The following is a 17,768-nucleotide window of genomic DNA, read 5'->3' as shown; positions in this document are numbered from 1 at the left end:
AGCAAAGCCCCCTCCCGCACGCAACGGAAGGGGGCACTGCACTCTTCACAATCTTATCAGGTGCGTTACTTTGCGGTGGTTCCCTTCGGGTCCCAACCAGCGGCAAGGGCACGCTCGTAGATAATATCGGTCAGGGTTGCCTCATAGACATTCGTCAGGTGGTTCGAGTCAGCGTACATGTAGACGTTGCCCTGAATCACGGAGCACTTGCCGTCGGGGCAGTACACATCCTTCAGATCGATCTGGTAGGCGCCACGATCAGCGTACTTGGCGAAAATCGGGGCGGCAGGATCATCACCGTACTTTGCTTCCACCGGTTCAGAGCAGTCATCGATATTCTTCGCTTTCATAGCACACATGTACATGTCAGAGGCGAAACGCGGGTTATCGCGAATACCAATAACCTGAATACCTGCGTCGGTTAGCTTGCGCAAAGTCTCGTCTAGACCGGGGTCTACGGTTTCGCCCTCAGCGGTTGCTGCTGTGGTGGTCGAAATAATAAATACAGTAGAGGGCTTGGCCGCCAGAATTTCAGCGGTCGCATTCTCACTGAACGGGATGCAACGCTTCATGAACCCATTCACCGTATTCGCAGGCTGGGTGAAAGGATACGGGCAGCCGGTTAGCAACAGGTTCAGCTGATTAGCACCCACCTGCTTAGAAATGCCTTTCAGAGCTTCTGTCTTCTGCAAGGCATGAGAGCTACCCACCACGGCAAAGAGAGGCGCATCATCGGAAGCGTTCTTCGTGTAGCCGCAGCTAATATCCAATTGTTCATTAGTCAGAACATAAGAGCCCTTACAGCCGGTATCCCAGGGGACGAATAGACTAGTAATAGTCGCATTCTTCGGTATAGGATCAGCCTCAACGAGTTCCTTATCGGGTGAGAGCGCACGCGCACCGGGGTAGGTGTCGACATCATTCTGGACGCTAGCCATCGCATTGCTGATGACCTGCGCGTCACGCTGCTCAGCCAGTGCGCGGGTACCGAGCACGGTCGGTGCGACCAGGGCAAGAATTGCTGCGACGAACGCAATATTGCCAGCCCACGCTGCGTAGGAGGTCACGGGGCGCTTGAACTTCAGCTTGGAGGCGAGTGCCGGTAGGAAGTTATCGGATGCCGAGCGCAGGGGCTTCTCCACGAAGCGGTTCAGAACCCACGCCAGGCCAATCGATGCAGCGATCAGTACGGTGCCTTCGAGGAAGGAGACGCGCGGCTTACCCACGGCGGCGCTGTACAGCACGAGCATGGGCCAGTGCACCAGGTACAGGGCGTAGGAAATGTTGCCCAGGTTCAGCAGCGGCTTGGACACCAGCAGGCGGTCAATTGCGAACTTGTGGTCGGTGCGGCCGGCAATAATGACCAGCGCGCCGGAGAGAATCGGCCACAGCGCCAGGAAGCCGGGGAATGCCTTCTCCACGGGCAGCACGGCACCGCAGGTAATCAGACCGATGGTACCGATCCAGCCCATGGCCACGCGGGTGCCCATGTGCGCGGGCTTCCACTTGAGGGTCATGATGGCGAGCAGGGTACCGACCGCGAACTCCCAGAGGCGGGTGCGGGTGTCAAAGTAGGCGTATGCCGCGAAGTTCTTGGTCTCCCAGACGGAGAACGCGAAGGATGCGCAGAAGACTAGGCCGAAGACCAGCACGGCAGCGGGTACCGGCTTGATACGAGTCTTCTTCACCAGCAGAGCGGCGATTGCGAAGAGCACCGGCCACAGCAGGAAGATCTGACCCTGAATGGACAGGGACCAGAAGTGCAGGAAGGGCGACTTGCCGCCGGTGTTAGAGGCAAAGTAATTCACCGAGTTATTCGCCAGGTTCCAGTTCTGCCAGTAGAACAGGGACGCCTGCGCGTCCACGGCACGTGCGCTCCAGATGGTCGGCGAGAGCACCAGGAAGCTACCGGCGAGGGTCAGCAGAATCACGACCGACGCTGCGGGCAGCAGACGGGTGAACACGTGGGTCCAGTAGTTCAGGAGCTTGAGGGGCTTACCCTCATTGATTTTCCGCATGAAGGAAAGCGAAAGCAGGAATGCGGAAATGAAGAGAAAGACATCCACTCCGCCGGACACCTTACCCACCCACACATGGTAGATCACGACAAGCAGTACTGCGAACGCACGAAGACCCTGGATTTCAGGGCGGAAGCCGCGACTTTCCAGGAAAGATTCGTAGGGAGGATTCTGGTCGGTTTTGGACACACGAATCCCCTTGAAAAGATTAAATGCCATGTTTGGTTGTCCTGAGTGTTAAAGGCTTAGCCTCTACCCCAAAAGTCGTACCGGGTAGAACGCTGTATATGAGCATCTAGTGGATATTTCTTGGGGTGTTTCATGACCCCAGATACTTTGAGCCCTGGTCTAAGATTCTTTGAACTATATAGTCTAATGTTCTTTAAAGTGAAACTTCAAAGATTGTGGGCTTTCTCCCAGTCCCTCTGCGGCTCATTCCCTCTGCCGGTGGATACACACCCGACAAGGCATGTCACCATCTTCGATTTCTTCGAATTGCTCACTTCTTTTCTGTGCCGCTCACAGCAGTGCCAGGTTTCGATTTTTTCGCCGTATCGTTCCATATCACCTTCGAAAGAGATGACAGAGGCACCCGAAAATAAGAGAATGGAACCATGACTACTTCTATTGACCCTACGACCACCTCCGCATGGTCCGCTCTGTCTGCTCATCACAAGTCCCTCACTCCGAACCTGAGCGAATGGTTTGCCGCTGACCCGGAACGCGCGCAGAAGTTCAGCTTCACCGCCGACGAACTGCACGTCGACCTGTCCAAGAACCTGATTACCTCCGAAACCGTTGAGCTGCTGCTCAAGCTCGCTGAAGAGGTCAAGCTGGAGCAGGCTCGCGAGGCAATGTTCTCCGGTGAGCACATTAACGTCACCGAGGACCGCGCCGTACTGCACACCGCGCTGCGCCGCCCCGAGGGTTACACCCCGGCACTGATCGTTGACGGCCAGGACGTAGACGCAGACGTTCACGCCGTGCTGAAGAAGATTTACGCATTCGCTGAGCGCGTGCGCAACGGCGAGTGGACCGGCATCACCGGCAAGCGCATCGAGACCGTCGTAAACATCGGTATCGGTGGCTCTGACCTGGGCCCGGTCATGGTGTACGAGGCTCTCAAGCCCTACGCAGATGCAGGTATCACCGCACGTTTCATCTCCAACATTGACCCGACCGATGTGGCTGAGAAGGTCTCCGACCTGGACCCCGAGACCACCCTGTTCATCGTCGCATCCAAGACCTTCGGCACCCTCGAGACCCTGACCAACGCACGCGTGGCACGCGAGTGGCTGCTCTCCTCCCTGCGTGAGGCTGGCGCGCTGGAAGGTAAGGAAGCATCCGAAGCTGTGGCTAAGCACTTCGTGGCTGTCTCCACCGCACTCGACAAGGTTGCAGCATTCGGCATTGACCCCGAGAACGCCTTCGGCTTCTGGGACTGGGTTGGCGGCCGCTACTCCGTAGACTCCGCAATCGGCACCTCCCTGGCTATTGTTTTCGGCCCGAAGGTTTTCGCTGAATTCCTCGCTGGCTTCCACGCAATGGATGAGCACTTCCGCACCGCTCCCCTGGCGCAGAACGTGCCCGTTCTGATGGGTCTGCTGAACATCTGGAACGTAAACTTCCTCGGCGCGGAGACCCACGCGGTTCTGCCCTACGACCAGTACCTGCACCGCTTCCCCGCATACCTGCAGCAGCTGACCATGGAGTCCAACGGCAAGTCCGTTCGCGCAGACGGCTCCTTCGTCAACTACGCAACCGGTGAAGTGTTCTGGGGCGAGCCCGGCACCAACGGCCAGCACGCCTTCTACCAGCTGATTCACCAGGGCACCCGCCTGATTCCCGCGGACTTCCTGGCCTTCGCCAACCCGGTCCACCCGACCAAGGACGGCGAGCAGGACGTTCACGAGCTGTTCCTGGCTAACTTCTTCGCACAGTCTCAGGCTCTGGCGTTCGGCAAGACCGAGGAAGAGGTTCGCGCAGAGGGCACCGCGGAGCACGTGGTCAACGCACGTATCTTCAGCGGCAACCGCCCCTCCACCTCCATCATGGCACCGCGCCTGACCCCGCGCGTTCTGGGCTCCCTGATTGCCCTGTACGAGCACATCACCTTCGTTCAGGGTGTTGTGTGGGGCATCGATTCCTTCGACCAGTGGGGTGTTGAGCTGGGCAAGAAGCTGGCCCTGGACCTGGTTCCCGCTATTGAGGGTGACCGCGAGGTTCTGGAGCGTCAGGATTCTTCGACCGCCTCGCTGATTGACTACTACCTGAAGAACCGCACCAAGTAGTAGTTCGAACCTATCCCCGAGGGTTTTATAACCTGCGGGCGTAGGATGCACAAACCGCCGGATAGGCTCCCACGTCGGGAGGCTATCCGGCGGTTTTGTTATGTAGGTTCTAGCTCAATACCGTGTTGCTAGTCCACCGCGGGCAGGGTGTCGGAGGCAATCTCGGCGATAATGCGCACCACGGTGGACTCGGGCAGGTACGGCACGCCCTGCTCGTCGCGAACCACGCCACCGGCGTCGCGGTGGGCGGTCATCTCAACGCCCTCGGTCGCCTCTTCACCGTCGGCATCCTCTTCACCATCAGCACAGATTGCGGGCACGTGCACGAATCCGGCGGGGATACTCAGACCCAGTTCGCGGCTGATGCGCTGGCCCTCGTAGAACACGTGGTTACACACGTAGGTTCCGGCGGTGTACGAGATCTCGACGGGTTCCCCCGCCGCACGCAGACGCTCAAAGCTGGCGCGCACCGGCAGGGAGGAGAAGTACGCCTCCCGGCCGTCCGGAACAATCGGCTCGTCGCAGCGTCGGTCGCCGTCGTTATCCTCAATGCCCGCGGAGTCCAGATTGATGGCGACCTGCTCGAGGCTCACCACGTCGCGGCCGACCGCCACGCCCAAGCTGATGAGCGCATCGGGCTGCACCTCCTGCAGGGCGGCGCGCAGTGCGGCGCTGGATCCGTCGTAGCTGACGGGCAGCTCGCGGGTGATGACATTCAAATCCGGGCGCATCCGGGTCAGCAGACGCTGAGCACCTTCGGCGAGCGCTACGGTAGGGTTCACCGGCACGCCGGGGAACGGGCCGAAGTAGGTCAGCAGCAGGGTGCGTGCCTGATTGGGGGTGGTTGCCATAGTCGTTCTCGTTTTCTGCGTTGGTTTTATTCGGCAGTGTTCTTTTCGGCGGCGTTCTTTTCGGCGGCGCGGCGCTCTAGGTCCTTGGCGAGCGCATCCAGCAGCTCCTCGGGAGTGGTCGCGATAATGAGTTCGTCCAGGTAGCGCTCGTTCAGCAGGCCGGTGGAGGCCATGTAGTGCATCGCGTCGATGAGCTTATCCCAGTAGCCGCTCACGTTCAGCAGCGCAACCGGCTTGGAGTGGATGTCGAGGAACTGCCAGCTGAACACCTCGAAGAACTCTTCCAGGGTGCCGGGGCCGCCGGGCATGGCGACGAAAGCGTCGGCCTTCTCAATCATGGCGATTTTGCGCTGGTGCATGGTGTCCACGATGTCGAGGGTGGTCTGGCCGGGGTAGACGCCCTCCAGACCGACCAGCTTGTGGGTGACCACGCCGTAGACCACGCCGCCGGCATCCAGGGTCGCGCCCGCGACGGTGCCCATCAGGCCGGTGCGGCCGCCGCCGTAGACCACGCCAATATTGTTCCGAGCGCAGAGGGTGCCGAGCTCGCGGGCGCGCTCGGTGAAGAGCGGGTCGTTGCCGGAGCGTGCGCCGCAGTAGACGGCGAGGTTGTAGTCAGTCTTCTTCATGGTTCTCCTTGGGTTGTGCAGCGGGTGCGCGGCGTTGCGCCCCGCCCTCTATGGGTTGTCTGTTGTTGAGGGTACCGGATGTACCTGTGTACCTCATGTGTGCCGCCCGCCAGTTCAGGGGGGCATGGGCGCGGTGGTTACGGTAGCGGGGTGCGTGCCAGCAGCGGGAAGATCTGCTCGGTATTGAGAGGTGCCTGCGCGGCGCTATCGGAGGGGCTGCTCATGGCGGGGTTGACCCAGCGCAACTCAGCGATTTCTGCCTGCGGCACCAGCGAAGCCAATAGCTCGTGTTGTTCGTCGGTGGGTGCGTATTCGTAGGTTTCGGCGCGCACCGTAAAGCCTGCCTCGTTCAGTGCGGCGGCCTCTAGCAGTCCGAGATGGTGCATCCGGTCGGGGTCGGGGGTGAGCCCGATTTCTTCGCTCACTTCGCGGCAGGCAGTCTGCAGCGGGGTCTCCCCCGGTTCGGGTTTGCCGCCGGGCATCATGAACCCGTCACTGCCCCGTTTGCGCACGGTGAGTACGAGCCCGTCCCAGTTGCGGATTGCTACAGCGCACACGTTTACGACGCGGTGCGTGCTGTCGATGGCGCTGTGCTCAGTAGCGTTGGGTTCGGCGGACGGGGCGGGCTGGGCTGATTCTACTCGGATCTGCGGGTTCTTCTGCGTGGGCATCTTTCTACCCTAGCATTTCCGTATCCTCCAGCAGGCGCTGTGCATGTTTGTCTTATTCATCCGCCCTATTGTGCGCCCTGCAGGCGTTGGTTTTACGTAATATTTCGGCGAGTTATCTTATGTCCGGTTCATGCGTTTAGGTGCGTGTTACGGTGTAATTAACCGCGGTGTCGCGGTACCGTATACGCACTCGACTTGGCGCGATACAGGAAGAGTGCGGATCACTCAATCACCCATGTAGAAGGAACTTCATGATGGCTAACTCTTCTCGTTCCCGCCGCTACGGTAGCGCCGGCGCTTCTGTTCTTCTTGCCGCCTCCTTGAGCCTGGGCGCTCTGCCTTCTGTTGCGGCAGCAAATACTCCGAATCCGGATAACCCGCCGGTTATTACGGTCTACAACTACAAGGTTGAGACCAACACCCGTGAGTTGAAGACCGCTCTGCGTCTGAACAAGATTACGTTCAAGGCATCGAAACTGCCCGCGAAAACTACCGCTTTCGCCCCGGCTTTGCATGAGGCAAACCATAGGGGTTTCCCGTTTCTGAACCCGATTCAGACGGTGCGCGTTGACGGCCCGTTCAAGGACGGCACGGCGACTGCGACCCATTACGTTCCTGGTAGCCTGATTGACCCGGCGAAGAACTACAGCTTCGTCGCTAATATCATCGTTGATGGTTACGGGGGCGGTCAGGTTCTGCGCATGAACGTTGTGAAGGATAGCGCCGCACCGGTTCTGCACGTGGATTCCCCGCGTCTGAACACCAAGGGTGAGACCGTGTTGAAGGTGCGCGGTACCGGCTACACGGGTGAGGCGACCCCGCACGGTGTGCGTGTGGTGGTGTCTGATACAAACGTGTGGGTTCCCGGCCGTTTTCCCCAGCAGGGTATGCGTTTCGTGGCTCAGGTGACGGTACCTGCTTCGCAGATTCACAACGGTGTCTTTGAGACGGAGGTGAAGGTTCCGGCGGATGTTGCGGCAACGCTGAATACCTCCCACAAGTACATTGCGGGCACCATGGCTGCTGGCGTTGAGGGTGCCGAGTACGGTTCGTTTGATGCCCAGAAGCCTCTTGAGCTTTTCGCGCAGGAGCCCGTGGTGTCTGCGGTTCCGACCTACGCCCCGACTGTGGCGCCCCTGCCCGAGGCAACCGTCGGAGTGAACCCGACCGATGCGCCCACCGTGGCACCCCTGCCCGAAGCAACCATTGGCGTAAACCCGACCGACGCACCGACCGTAGCGCCCCTGCCGGAAGCAACCGTTGGAGTGAACCCCACTGACGCACCCACCGTGGCACCGTTACCCGAAGCAACCGTGGGTGTGAACCCCACTGACGCGCCGACCGTGGCGCCCCTGCCTGAGGCAACCGTTGGCGTGAACCCCACTGACGCACCGACCGTGGCGCCCCTGCCGGAGGCAACCATCGGCGTAAACCCGACCGACGCACCCACCGTAGCACCCCTGCCCGAAGCAACCGTGGGTGTAAACCCCACTGACGCACCGACCGTTCCTGCACTGCCGGAAGCACCGGTTGCCGATAAGACCCCGAACGCTGACAAGCTGGAGGACGCAACCGTAGCGCATCCCAAGAGCAAGCCAGCTCAGAGCAAGCCCGCTCAGGAGGCTCCGGTGACCGCCGCCCGCTCGGCTAAGGACACCCTGTCAAAGGACGGCCCGGCAAAGGACAGCCCCGCTAAGGATCATCTGGCTCAGGAGAGCAGCCCCAAGAAGGCTACTCTGGCGAACACCGGTGCATCCAGCGTTGGTGTGATTGTTGGCATTGGCGTTGTTGCTATCTGCACGGGTCTGGGGTTGAGCGTTATGCGCTCGCGCCGCCACTCCTAAGAGCTGCAGGGCATACAGCCTAGCTCTCCCGTGCGGAATAAACTGCAGATAGCAAAGAGCCGCCGGCTCCCCTCAGTTAGGGGAACCGGCGGCTCTTCACGTATCAGCTCATTCAATCAGCTGACGCAGGCGTTATCAGCTGGCGTTCGCGTTACTTCGAAGCCGTAACCTCGATGCCGCTCACGTCAATCTGTTCCAGCGGAATGATGCGGTCACGAGTGACCACGCGGTGCACCAGCCAGACCGCGATAATCACGGGCAGACCAATGTAGGAGCTGAGCACGCCAGCCCAGTCACCGCTCAGGAACGCCTCGTAGTTCTGGCCACCAATTACGACCAGGCACATGAGGAAGGCGATAATCGGGCCCGCGGGGAAGAACGGCGCCACGTAGGGCAGGTCCTTCAGGCTGTTGCCCTGCTTCAGGTATGCGCGGCGGAAACGGTAGTGAGCCACGGCGATACCCACCCAGGTGATGAAGCCAGCCAGACCGGACACGTTCACCAGCCACAGGTACGCGCCATCCGGCGAGAGCAGTGCGGCGATGAAGCCGACCGCGCCGATAGCTGCGGTAGCCAGCAGCGCGTTCATGGGCACGCCGCCGGAGTTGATGCGGGTGAACATCTTCGGCGCCTTACCCTCCTGGGCGAGCGCGAAGAGCATACGAGCCGAAACGTAGAGGCCCGAGTTACCTGCAGAGAGCACTGCGGAAAGGATCACGGCGTTCATGACGGCTGCCGCGAAGGCGATGCCCGCACGCTCGAAGATGAGGGTGAACGGGGAGATGTTGATGTTGCCGTCCGCTGCGGTGAGCAGGTTCGGGTCGGAGTAAGGAATCAGGAAGCCGATGACGACCATCGCACCGATGTAGAAGAGCATGATGCGCCAGAACACGCTGGTCAGTGCGCGGGGCACGTCGCGGCGGGGGTTCTCAGATTCGCCGGCAGCCACACCGATCATTTCGGTGCCCTGGAAGGAGAAGCCTGCCACCATGAAGATGGCGAGTACGGCGGGTGCGCCGCCGACGAAGGGTGCCTCACCGACGGTCCAGTTGGAGACGCCCGGGGAGCTACCGCCCAGGATGCCGAAGATCATGGCGATACCTGCGATGAGGAAGACGACCACGGTAACGACCTTGATGGTGGCGAGCCAGAATTCGCTTTCACCGTAGGAGCGTGCCGAGAGGGCGTTGATGCCGGTCAGCAGCACGAGGAATCCTGCCGCCCACACCCAGGATGGGATGTCCGGGAACCAGTACCTCATCACCTCGCCGACGGCGACGAGTTCGGCGGCGACGGTAATCGCCCAGTTGAACCAGTAGTTCCAGCCCATGGCGAAGCCGAAGGACGGGGACACGTAGCGTGCCGCGTAGGTCTGGAATGCGCCGGGGACGGGCAGGTGCGCTGCCATCTCGCCGAGGGATTGCATGAGGAAGAGCACCATGATGCCGATGAGGGCGTAGGCGAGGATTGCGCCGCCGGGGCCTGCGGTGGAGATGGTCTTACCGGAGGCGACGAAGAGGCCGGTGCCGATTGCGCCGCCGATTGCGATCATCTGCATGTGGCGGGCGGAGAGGCCTCGCTTCAGTTCGCCCTCTGCGGGGGTGGCTTCCGATGCAGCGCCGGAAGTCTCTGTAGGCTGTGCCATGTCAGGTCTTCTTTCTGAGGCTATTGCTTCGTGCGTTTGCTAGCGGTCTAGTCTGGTGTCCAGTCTAGTCCTGCTGCGGGTGGTGCCGCCGAAGGTTTGTGCCTGGGTCAAGAAATTCTTCAATCTTAAGGATTTCTTACGTACCGTAAGTTTTCCTAATCTGAGGGTCAATCCTACTCGCTTTTGAGGCTCTTTTCCACCCAAAACCACAAAAACACAGAAAAACCCTCCCGTACCCGCTTCATCACAAGCGGTACGGGAGGGTTCCCTATCAGGCTAATTCACCCGATCTATTCAGCTCGCCCGGCTTTAGTCAGCCAGGTTGTGGAAAGAAACGTTCGTGGGGTGCTCCACGGTACGGGAAACGGTGCAGTCCTTCTGCTCGCTGAGCTGGATCAGACGGTCCACCATCTTCTGCGCCTTGGCGCCCTGCTCATCGGCGGGGAATCGCACATCGAAGTCCACCTCAACGTCGTCGAGGCGCACCGCGCCGTCTTCGGTCTGCTTCAGCGCCGAGGCGAGAACCTCGAACACCTCCGGGGTGGAGCGGCGGGAGGTACTCGCGTCCACATCCACGGAGGAGCAACCGGCAATAGCGGCGAGTAGCAGCTCGACGGGGGTCAGCAGGCCCTCACCCACACCGAAGTCGAGGGTTGCGCCGTTGGCACCGTAGGCACGGTAGCGCAGGCGGTCGATGCGCTCGATTTTGGTCTGACGGTAGTTTTCGAGTTCGCGGCGTTCCTGCTGGCGCGAGTACACCTTCTTCTGCTCTTCTGCGGTCTGCACGGTGTTGTTCTGCTCAGCGTTGTTCTGTTCAGCCATTGAGGTTCCTTTCGGGTTGTCTGCACGGTCACTAGGTTATTCAGCGCCGCGTTGTTTAGCGTCATTCACTATAAGCGTGTTTCTCATATTTTATTCCCGGACTCTTTTTCTCGACGGCCATCTAAGCGCTCCTATACACTGGAAAACCGCGGCGGAGCTTCGAAGTCCCTCACGCACACAGTAGATTTTTTGAAGAGCACAACATACACAAGGAACTCTTTTATGGCACAGACCCCCGGCGCTGAGCGTCCCGACACTGGGCGTACGAGCACGCAGAGTGATTTCCGCTTGGCTGTTGCCGATTCTTCCGTGGTGATGCTCGGTATCGCTGTGCTGGGTTTGGGTTTGGGTATTATCCTCAACGCGCACGGCCTGCCGATCTGGACTGCGCCGCTGCTATCTGCCCTAGTTTTTGCCGGTTCGGTGGAGTTTTTGATGGTGGGTATGGTCAGCGGTGGCGCGCCCCTAGCGTCGATTGCGTTGACGGTGTTCCTGGTGAATGCGCGCCATCTGGTGTACGGTCTTTCATACCCGTTGCACAATGTGAAGGGTTTCTGGGCTAAGGCTCTGACGATTCACACTCTTTGCGATGAGGCGTTTGCTCTTAACTCCGGTCCCGATCGTAATGAGCGTTCGGGGGTGCGCATTCTGTGGGTGAACGCGCTGATTTACGTGTCGTGGGTTCTGAGCGTAGTCCTCGGGTATGTGCTGGGCGCAAGCTTCCTCAGCAGCCTGAAGGGCGTGGACTTCGTGATGGTAGCCATCTTCACGGTTCTTGCGATGGACGGCTACCGCGCCAACCCGGATCGTGTGGCAGTACTATTTATGGCAATTTCTGCCACGGTAGCCCTAATTTTTGCGCCGTCCTCTTTCCTGGTGATGGCGTTGGGTTCGTATGTGGTGCTACTGTTGGTGCGCTTCCCGGTAGCGAAGCGCCGCAGCACCCTGCCGCATCGTACCGTGTATGGAGAAGCAGCTGAGAGTGGCACCACTACCGCTGATGCGCCCGCTTCCACACAACGGTAAGAACGTTACATATGTGCTCAAAACCCGCTAGGATAGATGAAGAGCACCGCTCTCCCCTCTTTCTATTTCTAGGATTCGAAAGACGCCTCCACGTGCGAACCTGCACGGAGGCTCCCAGAGGTGAAGGTACCCATGACTCAGATGAAAGACACCGCTAAGGAAACTAGCGACGCAGAACGCTGTGCCGCCCCGGAGTAACACCGCACCGGGAGCGGCACCACCCGAGGTCATGCAGAGATGTAGTCTCTGCCCGGAAGGAATACCCCTCCGCCTCACTATTCGCGGCTTTCATCAACTCACGTACCTACCGCACTACTTAGCGCCTTCTCTATGAGTGGGCTCTCCCTACCCTTTTCTTTCGCGGATGTTTTCGCGGCTTCACCCGCGTGCCTCGTTCAGGGTTCCTTCACTCTTTCAGGGTTCTTTCGCTGAGTATGTGCAGAAAGAGATAAACCTCATGAACAGTGATGTAACCACCGGATATATTCTTGCTGCGGTGTTCGTTGCTGCTGGCATTACTTTTCTGTTGCGACTGCTTCCCTTCGGTCTGAAAAAGGCTCTGGCAGGCTCCGAACTTTTGGATGCGCTCAGCCACTGGATTCCGCTCGGCGCAGTTGCGCTACTTGCCATCTATGCGGTGGCGAAGATTGATTACTCCTCGTTCGCTACGGCGGCGCCTTACCTGGCGGGCCTGGTGGTGACCGTGGGGGTGCACCTGTGGCGTAAAAATATGGTGCTGAGCATGGTGGCGGGTACCGTCACCTGCGTTGTGCTGGCTAACTGGGTTTTCTAGGGGGGGTCACGATGAGCATCTCTAAGAATTCTGCTTCTTCCCCCGCCGTTTCTTCTCAGCCCGAGCCTCAGCAGGCGAGCCAACCCGCGCCCCATCAGGCTTCTCCCGAGCAGGTGGAACAGGTCATTGCTTCTGCCCTTCCGCTAACCGGCATGATTCCCGTGGTGGAGGCGCCTACCTCCCCCGATGCACAAGGCTCTCAGCAACCGCGAGAGAGCGGCTTCGCAGAGGCGATGCGCGTTGCCGGTGTGATTATGCTGGGTTTGTTCTTTGTCGGTATTGGTTTGGGTGTGCTTGTCCACAGCTACCATCTGCCGTTCTGGGTGGCTCCCCTGCTGCCGGTACTGGTGTTTGCCGGTTCGGTAGAGTTCGTGCTGATTGACATGATGTCGAATCATGCGTCACTGTTCTCTATCGCCGTGATGACTCTGCTCATTAATGCCCGCCACCTCATGTACGGCCTGTCCTACCCGATTGAGCGGGTGCGTGGCGGCTTGGCGAAGTTCTACACCGTGTACACCCTCATCGATGAGGCGTATGCACTGAATACGGGCCCGGACCGCCATAAGCTGCGTGGTTCCCGCATCCTGTGGATTCATGCGGGTCTGCACCTGAGCGTCCTAGCGAGCGCTACGCTCGGCTATGTGCTGGGTGCAAGTTTCTTGAGTGAGCTCAAGGGCGTGGATTTTGTGATGACGGCACTCTTTGCGGTGCTCGCCATCGATGCATATCAGAGCTCAAAGGACCGTACCACCGCAGCTATTGCAGGTGTATCTGCAGTGGTTGGTTTGGTGTTGGCGCCGCAGTCGATGCTACTGATTTCGATGGTGGTGTACATTCTGCTGCTGGTATCGCGTTTTGTGGTGGCTAAGCGCCGCGGCACCCTGCCGGAGCATATGCTGGTCGCCGATGAGGAGCCTGTCGAAGCCGACGCTCCCGGTCATCCCGGCGCCTCCGAACACTAAGTCTGGATATAGTAAAGCGCCCCGCCCACCCGAAATACCGGGTGGGCGGGGCGTTATGCTGTCGCCAGCCGCATGTGTGGGTGAACCCTAGATCATGCGCTGTAGACGTTCAGTATCTGCTGTGCTGTGTACCGCCAGGTGTCCCTGACGGAAGTATGTGCGGGTGCCGGGATTGTATCCAGCTCCCGTACCAAGCTTACTTGATAGCTGCCAGGGCTGCTTCGTAGTTGGGCTCGTTGGTGGTTTCGGGAACCAGCTCGGTGTAGACAACCTCACCGGCGGGGTTCACGACGACCACGGAGCGTGCCAGCAGACCAGCCAGGGGGCCGTCAATCAGCTTCACGCCGAAGTCCTCACCGAAGGAGGAGCGGAAAGCGGAGGAGGTGACGACGTTTTCAATGCCCTCGGCTGCGCAGAAGCGGCCGATTGCGAAGGGCAGGTCGTTGGAGACGCACAGCACGACGGTGTTCTCCAGGCCTGCAGCCTGCTTGTTGAAAGTGCGGACGCTGGTTGCGCAAACACTGGTGTCGACGGAGGGGAAGATGTTCAGCACCAGGTTCTTACCTGCGAAATCTGCGGAGGAAATCTCGGAGAGATCAGCCGCGAGAACCGAGAATTCGGGCAGCTTTGCGCCGACTGCGGGCAGGTCACCGTTGGTGTGGATTACGAGTTCGTTATGTAGAGTTACTTCAGCCATGCCTTCATTGTCCCCCGGATAGGGCGGGTGTGCAAGGGGACACAGGCACTAGCGGGCAGAGTTTCTGCATAGCTGATTTTCTGCTACGTTGCTTCACTTCTTCTGGCCCTGCTGTAGCGGCTGTCTAGCGGTAATCCTGGTCTGTGACTCTACGGTAATGAACGGCACTGACCGCACGCACCGCGTGCCCGCCTCTTTTTCCCTATACTGGACGAGTTCACTATTCACTTCTTGACCAGCACCGATGCGCGCTGCCGCGCATCTTCAGGAGTATTCATGTCTTCTAATCGCCGCCGTTTCACCGGCCGTACCGCTTTGGCTCTACCTGCGTTGGGCGCCGCTCTAGCTCTTGTTGTCACTTCCTGCTCGGCAAGCACTGATTCTGCTGTTTCGGGTACCGTGGTGTCTTCTTCTGGTAGCGCTTCTGCCTCCGCGAGCGCGACCTCCACTCAGGCACTGTTCCCGACCCCGTCGGCGAGCCCGAGTGCATCCGCGAGCGCTACCCCGAGTGCTTCGTCGCCTGCTCCGGTGCCGTCGGTGGTGACGATTACGGTTCATGCTGAGCCGACCGCATCTGAGTCGAAGTCGGATTCCAAGTCTGAGTCGAAGAAGGACTCCACCTGCGCGTCTGATTCTGCGTCGACCGTGGTGTCTAAGGCGCTGCGCGAGCTGAAGAATAAGAGCAAGTGGGATCAGTGGACGAACGTTTCGCGCACTTACGAGGGCTATGACCCCTGTGCTGAGCTGTCGTGGATTGACGCGATTCCGGGTTCTTCCCCGTCTGATTGCTGTATCTCTTCGATGGCGCACCACATTCTGCTGTTCCACCGCGGCAAATTCATTGGTACCGCAACCTATGAGCCGTACTCGTTCTCTCCGGTGATTACCCGCACCTCCGACAGCTCGATTAGCGTGACCTACCGTTATATGAAGGGCGATGAGAGCCCCGCCAGCGCGAGCGGCCGCACGACCGCTGAGTTCAGCTGGAGCTCTTCGCAGAATAAGGTTGTGATGACCGGTGAGGTTCCGCCGAGCGAATAGCCGGTTCATCTCATAGGCTCGCTACCTCCGAATCTACGCGTTTGAAGCCCAAGATGTTGGGCGTACGAGAAACCCGCCGTCTCGCATATGGTGCATATGTGAGACGGCGGGTTTTCCGTTGCTTAAGGATATGTAGAGTGCCCGAGGGCTAGCTATTTAGGCAACGAACTTCTTGTAACCGAAGTATGCGGCGCCTGCCAGGATAGCGATGAACAGAATCTTCTTCATGATGTACTCCTTTGATTGTTCCGGTTGGCACCCGGTGTTTTACTCCGTCTGGCGACTCACCTGAAGGTGAGGGCAGGCGGGGTGTCATCCGCACGTGGTGCCGTTGCTCCCTATCTTACCTGCTTTTGAACAACGTTTTCTGTTTGACGTGCCAAGTCCGCATTTTAGACAGTCAAACACGCAGCGGTTCAGCGTGCCCTGAGCCAAGGAATACGCCTCTGACGGGCGCATAATGGGAGCATGAGTATTTTTAAGAAGAAAGAGTACAGCGCTGAGCGCTCGGCTACTCGCATGGCTCGTGCCCTCGCTGTGATGGGTGCGCTGCACTTCATCATCCCGGATCCCTTCGATTCGATTGTGCCGAAGTACCTGCCGGGTCCTGCCCACGCGTACACTCACGGTTCGGGTGTAGCTGAGCTGGGCACCGCTGCCCTGCTGGCTAATGATAAGACCCGCCGTACTGGTGGTCTGCTTGCGGCTCTGCTGTTTGTTGCGGTGTTCCCCGCGAACATTCAGATGGCTCTGGATGCACGTAACCAGTCCACTCAGCGTAAGGCTATTGCGTACGGTCGCCTGCCCCTGCAGCTGCCGCTGATTTGTAGCGCTCTGAAGATTTGGCGTAAGTCGAAGTAGTCGCTTCGTCCGTTAGGAACGGCACCTCAGTGTTTTACACGTAAAACATTGAGGTGCCGTTTACCTTAACATACCCGTTATTAAGCTTTCCGTAACCAGTATTGCCTACACTGGAACTAACACACCACCTGTCACAGCGGCAGGTGTACAACCTTTGGAGAGAACAATGGGCACTATTATCGGCACCATTATTACCGGCGCAATTATTGGCGCGATCGCACGTTTCTTCATGCGAGGCCGTCAGAACATTTCGATTCTTTGGACCATTATCTGCGGTGCTGTCGGCGCGGCTATCGGCACTTGGGCAGCGACCCAGCTGGGTGTAGCGGACACCAGCGGCATTGACTGGATCCGCTGGATTATTTCAATTTTCGCAGCAATGCTGACTATTTCCGTCTACCTGGGCCTTACCGGCAGGAAGTAAAACATTCCGACCTATTGAGGGCGCGCTGAGCTTTTCTCAGATGAGCCCCTCATACACAAAGGCGGCACCTCCCCTAGCGTGAGCTAGTGCAGGAGGTGCCGCCTTTTCTGCGCCTCGCAGGAGGCGTTTTACGTCTTCTTGGCTTATATCGCCTTGGCTTATGCCTTCTTCACGACGGAGGACTTCAGGTACATCTGGCCTGCACCGGGGACCTTCGCCTCAATGTCGTGGCCGTTGACGGGGGATTCGAGCAGGCGGATGCCGCGCACCTTGGTGCCTGCCTTGATGTCTGCGCCGCCCTTGACCTTCAGACCCTTGACGATGGTGACGGAGTCGCCGTCGACGAGCTCGTTACCGACGGAGTCGAGAACCTTGGCACCTGCTTCTTCTTCGGTTTCGCCTGCTGCGGTGCGTTCCCATTCGTGGCCGCACATGGGGCATGCCCAGAGTTCACCCATTTCGTAGGTGTAGTTTTCGTTGCATTCGGGGCAGGCGGGTGCTTCGATTTCGTTGAGGTTTTCGCTCATGGTTCCTTCTTAGATCTGTGCGGATGCACCGCTCCCCTGCGGTATGTGGCTGCGGCGTGTGGGCGCGCGTCAGCGAGGGTGGGGTGCGACGGTGGAGGGTGCGAGGGTTCTCGCGTTCGTGCTGACTATACCATTTGGCGGGTGTGAACCGCATGTGTGAGGCTGGTTTTTGCTGGTCTTTTGGGGTGGGTTCGGGGTGTGGGTGAAGCCGAAAATAAAATTTGCATGGTTTGTGCGTAATATTTACGAAAAATCGGGTTTTTGCTCATTATGCAGAAGATAAGGCGTGTAAAGTATCTAGAGCATTTGTACGTTTATTGAGTGAAAGGCACGGCTTCATGAAGCTTTCTGCACGTAACCAGTTCGCTGGCAAGGTTGTTGAAATCACCGAGGGTGCAACCAACGGCATCGTTAAGATTGAGATTGCTCCCGAGGTTGTTATCTCTGCGTCCATCACCAACGAGTCCATTAAGGAACTGGGCCTGAAGGTTGGCGAGACCGCTTACGCAGTCATTAAGGCGTCCAACGTGATGGTTGGTGCTGACCACTAATCCCGGTCGATAAGGCTTACACCCGGGCGGCTGTCTGTTGTAGCGCGCGAGGGTTAATAGAGCGGAGCCCCGCGCTACGGTTTTGAACTGCCTCCCGTTTCTTGGACAACGA

Annotated in this window: 17 protein-coding genes; 9 read left to right on the top strand and 8 right to left on the bottom strand. The window is 58.9% G+C overall.

The features are described 5' to 3' along the window. Positions 1-65: 65 nt before the first annotated feature. A complete protein-coding gene (locus HMPREF2971_RS01075; protein WP_070604106.1) occupies positions 66-2,237 on the bottom strand; it encodes an acyltransferase family protein in 2,172 nt (723 codons plus the stop codon). Positions 2,238-2,632: 395 nt separating this feature from the next. On the opposite strand from HMPREF2971_RS01075, the gene pgi reads away from it, so the two are divergent. Continuing rightward, on the top strand, positions 2,633-4,309 hold the full coding sequence (gene pgi, locus HMPREF2971_RS01070) for a glucose-6-phosphate isomerase (RefSeq protein ID WP_049359040.1): 1,677 nt from the start codon (positions 2,633-2,635) through the stop codon (positions 4,307-4,309). 128 nt (positions 4,310-4,437) lie between these two features. On the opposite strand, the gene HMPREF2971_RS01065 is transcribed toward pgi, so the two are convergent. From HMPREF2971_RS01065 to HMPREF2971_RS01055, 3 genes are all read right to left on the bottom strand, one after another. Further along, complete coding sequence (locus HMPREF2971_RS01065; protein ID WP_070690687.1) at positions 4,438-5,160, bottom strand: pyroglutamyl-peptidase I; 723 nt, start codon at positions 5,158-5,160, stop codon at positions 4,438-4,440. Between the two features lie 26 nt (positions 5,161-5,186). After that, on the bottom strand, positions 5,187-5,789 hold the full coding sequence (locus HMPREF2971_RS01060) for an LOG family protein (RefSeq protein WP_070599116.1): 603 nt from the start codon (positions 5,787-5,789) through the stop codon (positions 5,187-5,189). Between the two features lie 137 nt (positions 5,790-5,926). Further along, a complete protein-coding gene (locus tag HMPREF2971_RS01055; protein WP_210398865.1) occupies positions 5,927-6,460 on the bottom strand; it encodes an NUDIX hydrolase in 534 nt (177 codons plus the stop codon). Positions 6,461-6,711: 251 nt separating this feature from the next. Between HMPREF2971_RS01055 and HMPREF2971_RS01050 the strand changes: the two genes are divergently transcribed. Beyond that, entirely contained in the window at positions 6,712-8,304 is a 1,593-nt protein-coding gene (locus HMPREF2971_RS01050; protein WP_070690684.1) for a hypothetical protein, read from the top strand. Between the two features lie 151 nt (positions 8,305-8,455). Here HMPREF2971_RS01050 and HMPREF2971_RS01045 read toward each other — a convergent pair whose 3' ends face one another. Together HMPREF2971_RS01045 and HMPREF2971_RS01040 are read right to left on the bottom strand one after the other, a co-directional pair. Beyond that, the gene (locus tag HMPREF2971_RS01045) at positions 8,456-9,949 is read right to left on the bottom strand and encodes an amino acid permease (protein ID WP_070690681.1); all 1,494 of its coding nucleotides are present in this window, start codon (positions 9,947-9,949) and stop codon (positions 8,456-8,458) included. 309 nt (positions 9,950-10,258) lie between these two features. Then, on the bottom strand, positions 10,259-10,771 hold the full coding sequence (locus tag HMPREF2971_RS01040) for an OsmC family protein (protein ID WP_210398857.1): 513 nt from the start codon (positions 10,769-10,771) through the stop codon (positions 10,259-10,261). A 222-nt stretch (positions 10,772-10,993) separates the two neighbouring features. Here HMPREF2971_RS01040 and HMPREF2971_RS01035 point away from each other — a divergent pair, with 222 nt between their 5' ends. The 3 genes from HMPREF2971_RS01035 to HMPREF2971_RS01025 all read left to right on the top strand — a co-directional run bounded on the left by HMPREF2971_RS01035 (position 10,994) and on the right by HMPREF2971_RS01025 (position 13,555). Continuing rightward, complete coding sequence (locus tag HMPREF2971_RS01035) at positions 10,994-11,797, top strand: AzlC family ABC transporter permease (RefSeq protein WP_070690678.1); 804 nt, start codon at positions 10,994-10,996, stop codon at positions 11,795-11,797. A 457-nt stretch (positions 11,798-12,254) separates the two neighbouring features. After that, complete coding sequence (locus HMPREF2971_RS01030; RefSeq protein WP_070690676.1) at positions 12,255-12,590, top strand: branched-chain amino acid transporter permease; 336 nt, start codon at positions 12,255-12,257, stop codon at positions 12,588-12,590. An 11-nt stretch (positions 12,591-12,601) separates the two neighbouring features. Further along, positions 12,602-13,555 (top strand): AzlC family ABC transporter permease, encoded by a 954-nt coding sequence (locus tag HMPREF2971_RS01025; protein ID WP_070690673.1) that lies wholly within the window; start codon positions 12,602-12,604, stop codon positions 13,553-13,555. Between the two features lie 196 nt (positions 13,556-13,751). Here HMPREF2971_RS01025 and tpx read toward each other — a convergent pair whose 3' ends face one another. Continuing rightward, positions 13,752-14,252: a thiol peroxidase gene (tpx, locus tag HMPREF2971_RS01020; protein ID WP_070690671.1), complete on the bottom strand. Its 501-nt coding sequence runs from the start codon at positions 14,250-14,252 to the stop codon at positions 13,752-13,754. A gap of 276 nt (positions 14,253-14,528) precedes the next feature. Between tpx and HMPREF2971_RS01015 the strand changes: the two genes are divergently transcribed. The 3 genes from HMPREF2971_RS01015 to HMPREF2971_RS01005 all read left to right on the top strand — a co-directional run bounded on the left by HMPREF2971_RS01015 (position 14,529) and on the right by HMPREF2971_RS01005 (position 16,578). Next, positions 14,529-15,293, top strand: coding sequence for an LppP/LprE family lipoprotein (locus tag HMPREF2971_RS01015; RefSeq protein WP_070690669.1), 765 nt, complete (start codon positions 14,529-14,531; stop codon positions 15,291-15,293). 468 nt (positions 15,294-15,761) lie between these two features. Next, positions 15,762-16,154 (top strand): DoxX family protein, encoded by a 393-nt coding sequence (locus tag HMPREF2971_RS01010; protein ID WP_070690666.1) that lies wholly within the window; start codon positions 15,762-15,764, stop codon positions 16,152-16,154. Positions 16,155-16,320: 166 nt separating this feature from the next. Continuing rightward, the gene (locus HMPREF2971_RS01005; RefSeq protein WP_005505157.1) at positions 16,321-16,578 is read left to right on the top strand and encodes a GlsB/YeaQ/YmgE family stress response membrane protein; all 258 of its coding nucleotides are present in this window, start codon (positions 16,321-16,323) and stop codon (positions 16,576-16,578) included. A 158-nt stretch (positions 16,579-16,736) separates the two neighbouring features. Here the strand turns inward: HMPREF2971_RS01005 and HMPREF2971_RS01000 are convergent, their stop codons facing one another. Continuing rightward, the gene (locus HMPREF2971_RS01000; protein WP_070680342.1) at positions 16,737-17,105 is read right to left on the bottom strand and encodes a zinc ribbon domain-containing protein YjdM; all 369 of its coding nucleotides are present in this window, start codon (positions 17,103-17,105) and stop codon (positions 16,737-16,739) included. Positions 17,106-17,443: 338 nt separating this feature from the next. Here HMPREF2971_RS01000 and HMPREF2971_RS00995 point away from each other — a divergent pair, with 338 nt between their 5' ends. Continuing rightward, entirely contained in the window at positions 17,444-17,656 is a 213-nt protein-coding gene (locus HMPREF2971_RS00995) for a TOBE domain-containing protein (RefSeq protein ID WP_005505155.1), read from the top strand. The last annotated feature ends 112 nt before the right edge of the window (positions 17,657-17,768 follow it).

This window comes from Rothia sp. HMSC066G07 (assembly GCF_001814485.1).
Taxonomy (GTDB): Bacteria; Actinomycetota; Actinomycetes; order Actinomycetales; family Micrococcaceae; genus Rothia.
The sequence above is the reverse complement of the archived record's forward strand: the minus strand, read 5'-3'. Positions and strand labels throughout refer to the sequence as shown.

Coding starts and splice junctions, on each gene's coding strand:
- HMPREF2971_RS01075 (WP_070604106.1), bottom strand. CDS start 2,237: ATGGCATTTAATCTTTTCAAGGGGATTCGTGTGTCCAAAACCGACCAG.
- pgi (WP_049359040.1), top strand. CDS start 2,633: ATGACTACTTCTATTGACCCTACGACCACCTCCGCATGGTCCGCTCTG.
- HMPREF2971_RS01065 (WP_070690687.1), bottom strand. CDS start 5,160: ATGGCAACCACCCCCAATCAGGCACGCACCCTGCTGCTGACCTACTTC.
- HMPREF2971_RS01060 (WP_070599116.1), bottom strand. CDS start 5,789: ATGAAGAAGACTGACTACAACCTCGCCGTCTACTGCGGCGCACGCTCC.
- HMPREF2971_RS01055 (WP_210398865.1), bottom strand. CDS start 6,460: ATGCCCACGCAGAAGAACCCGCAGATCCGAGTAGAATCAGCCCAGCCC.
- HMPREF2971_RS01050 (WP_070690684.1), top strand. CDS start 6,712: ATGATGGCTAACTCTTCTCGTTCCCGCCGCTACGGTAGCGCCGGCGCT.
- HMPREF2971_RS01045 (WP_070690681.1), bottom strand. CDS start 9,949: ATGGCACAGCCTACAGAGACTTCCGGCGCTGCATCGGAAGCCACCCCC.
- HMPREF2971_RS01040 (WP_210398857.1), bottom strand. CDS start 10,771: ATGGCTGAACAGAACAACGCTGAGCAGAACAACACCGTGCAGACCGCA.
- HMPREF2971_RS01035 (WP_070690678.1), top strand. CDS start 10,994: ATGGCACAGACCCCCGGCGCTGAGCGTCCCGACACTGGGCGTACGAGC.
- HMPREF2971_RS01030 (WP_070690676.1), top strand. CDS start 12,255: ATGAACAGTGATGTAACCACCGGATATATTCTTGCTGCGGTGTTCGTT.
- HMPREF2971_RS01025 (WP_070690673.1), top strand. CDS start 12,602: ATGAGCATCTCTAAGAATTCTGCTTCTTCCCCCGCCGTTTCTTCTCAG.
- tpx (WP_070690671.1), bottom strand. CDS start 14,252: ATGGCTGAAGTAACTCTACATAACGAACTCGTAATCCACACCAACGGT.
- HMPREF2971_RS01015 (WP_070690669.1), top strand. CDS start 14,529: ATGTCTTCTAATCGCCGCCGTTTCACCGGCCGTACCGCTTTGGCTCTA.
- HMPREF2971_RS01010 (WP_070690666.1), top strand. CDS start 15,762: ATGAGTATTTTTAAGAAGAAAGAGTACAGCGCTGAGCGCTCGGCTACT.
- HMPREF2971_RS01005 (WP_005505157.1), top strand. CDS start 16,321: ATGGGCACTATTATCGGCACCATTATTACCGGCGCAATTATTGGCGCG.
- HMPREF2971_RS01000 (WP_070680342.1), bottom strand. CDS start 17,105: ATGAGCGAAAACCTCAACGAAATCGAAGCACCCGCCTGCCCCGAATGC.
- HMPREF2971_RS00995 (WP_005505155.1), top strand. CDS start 17,444: ATGAAGCTTTCTGCACGTAACCAGTTCGCTGGCAAGGTTGTTGAAATC.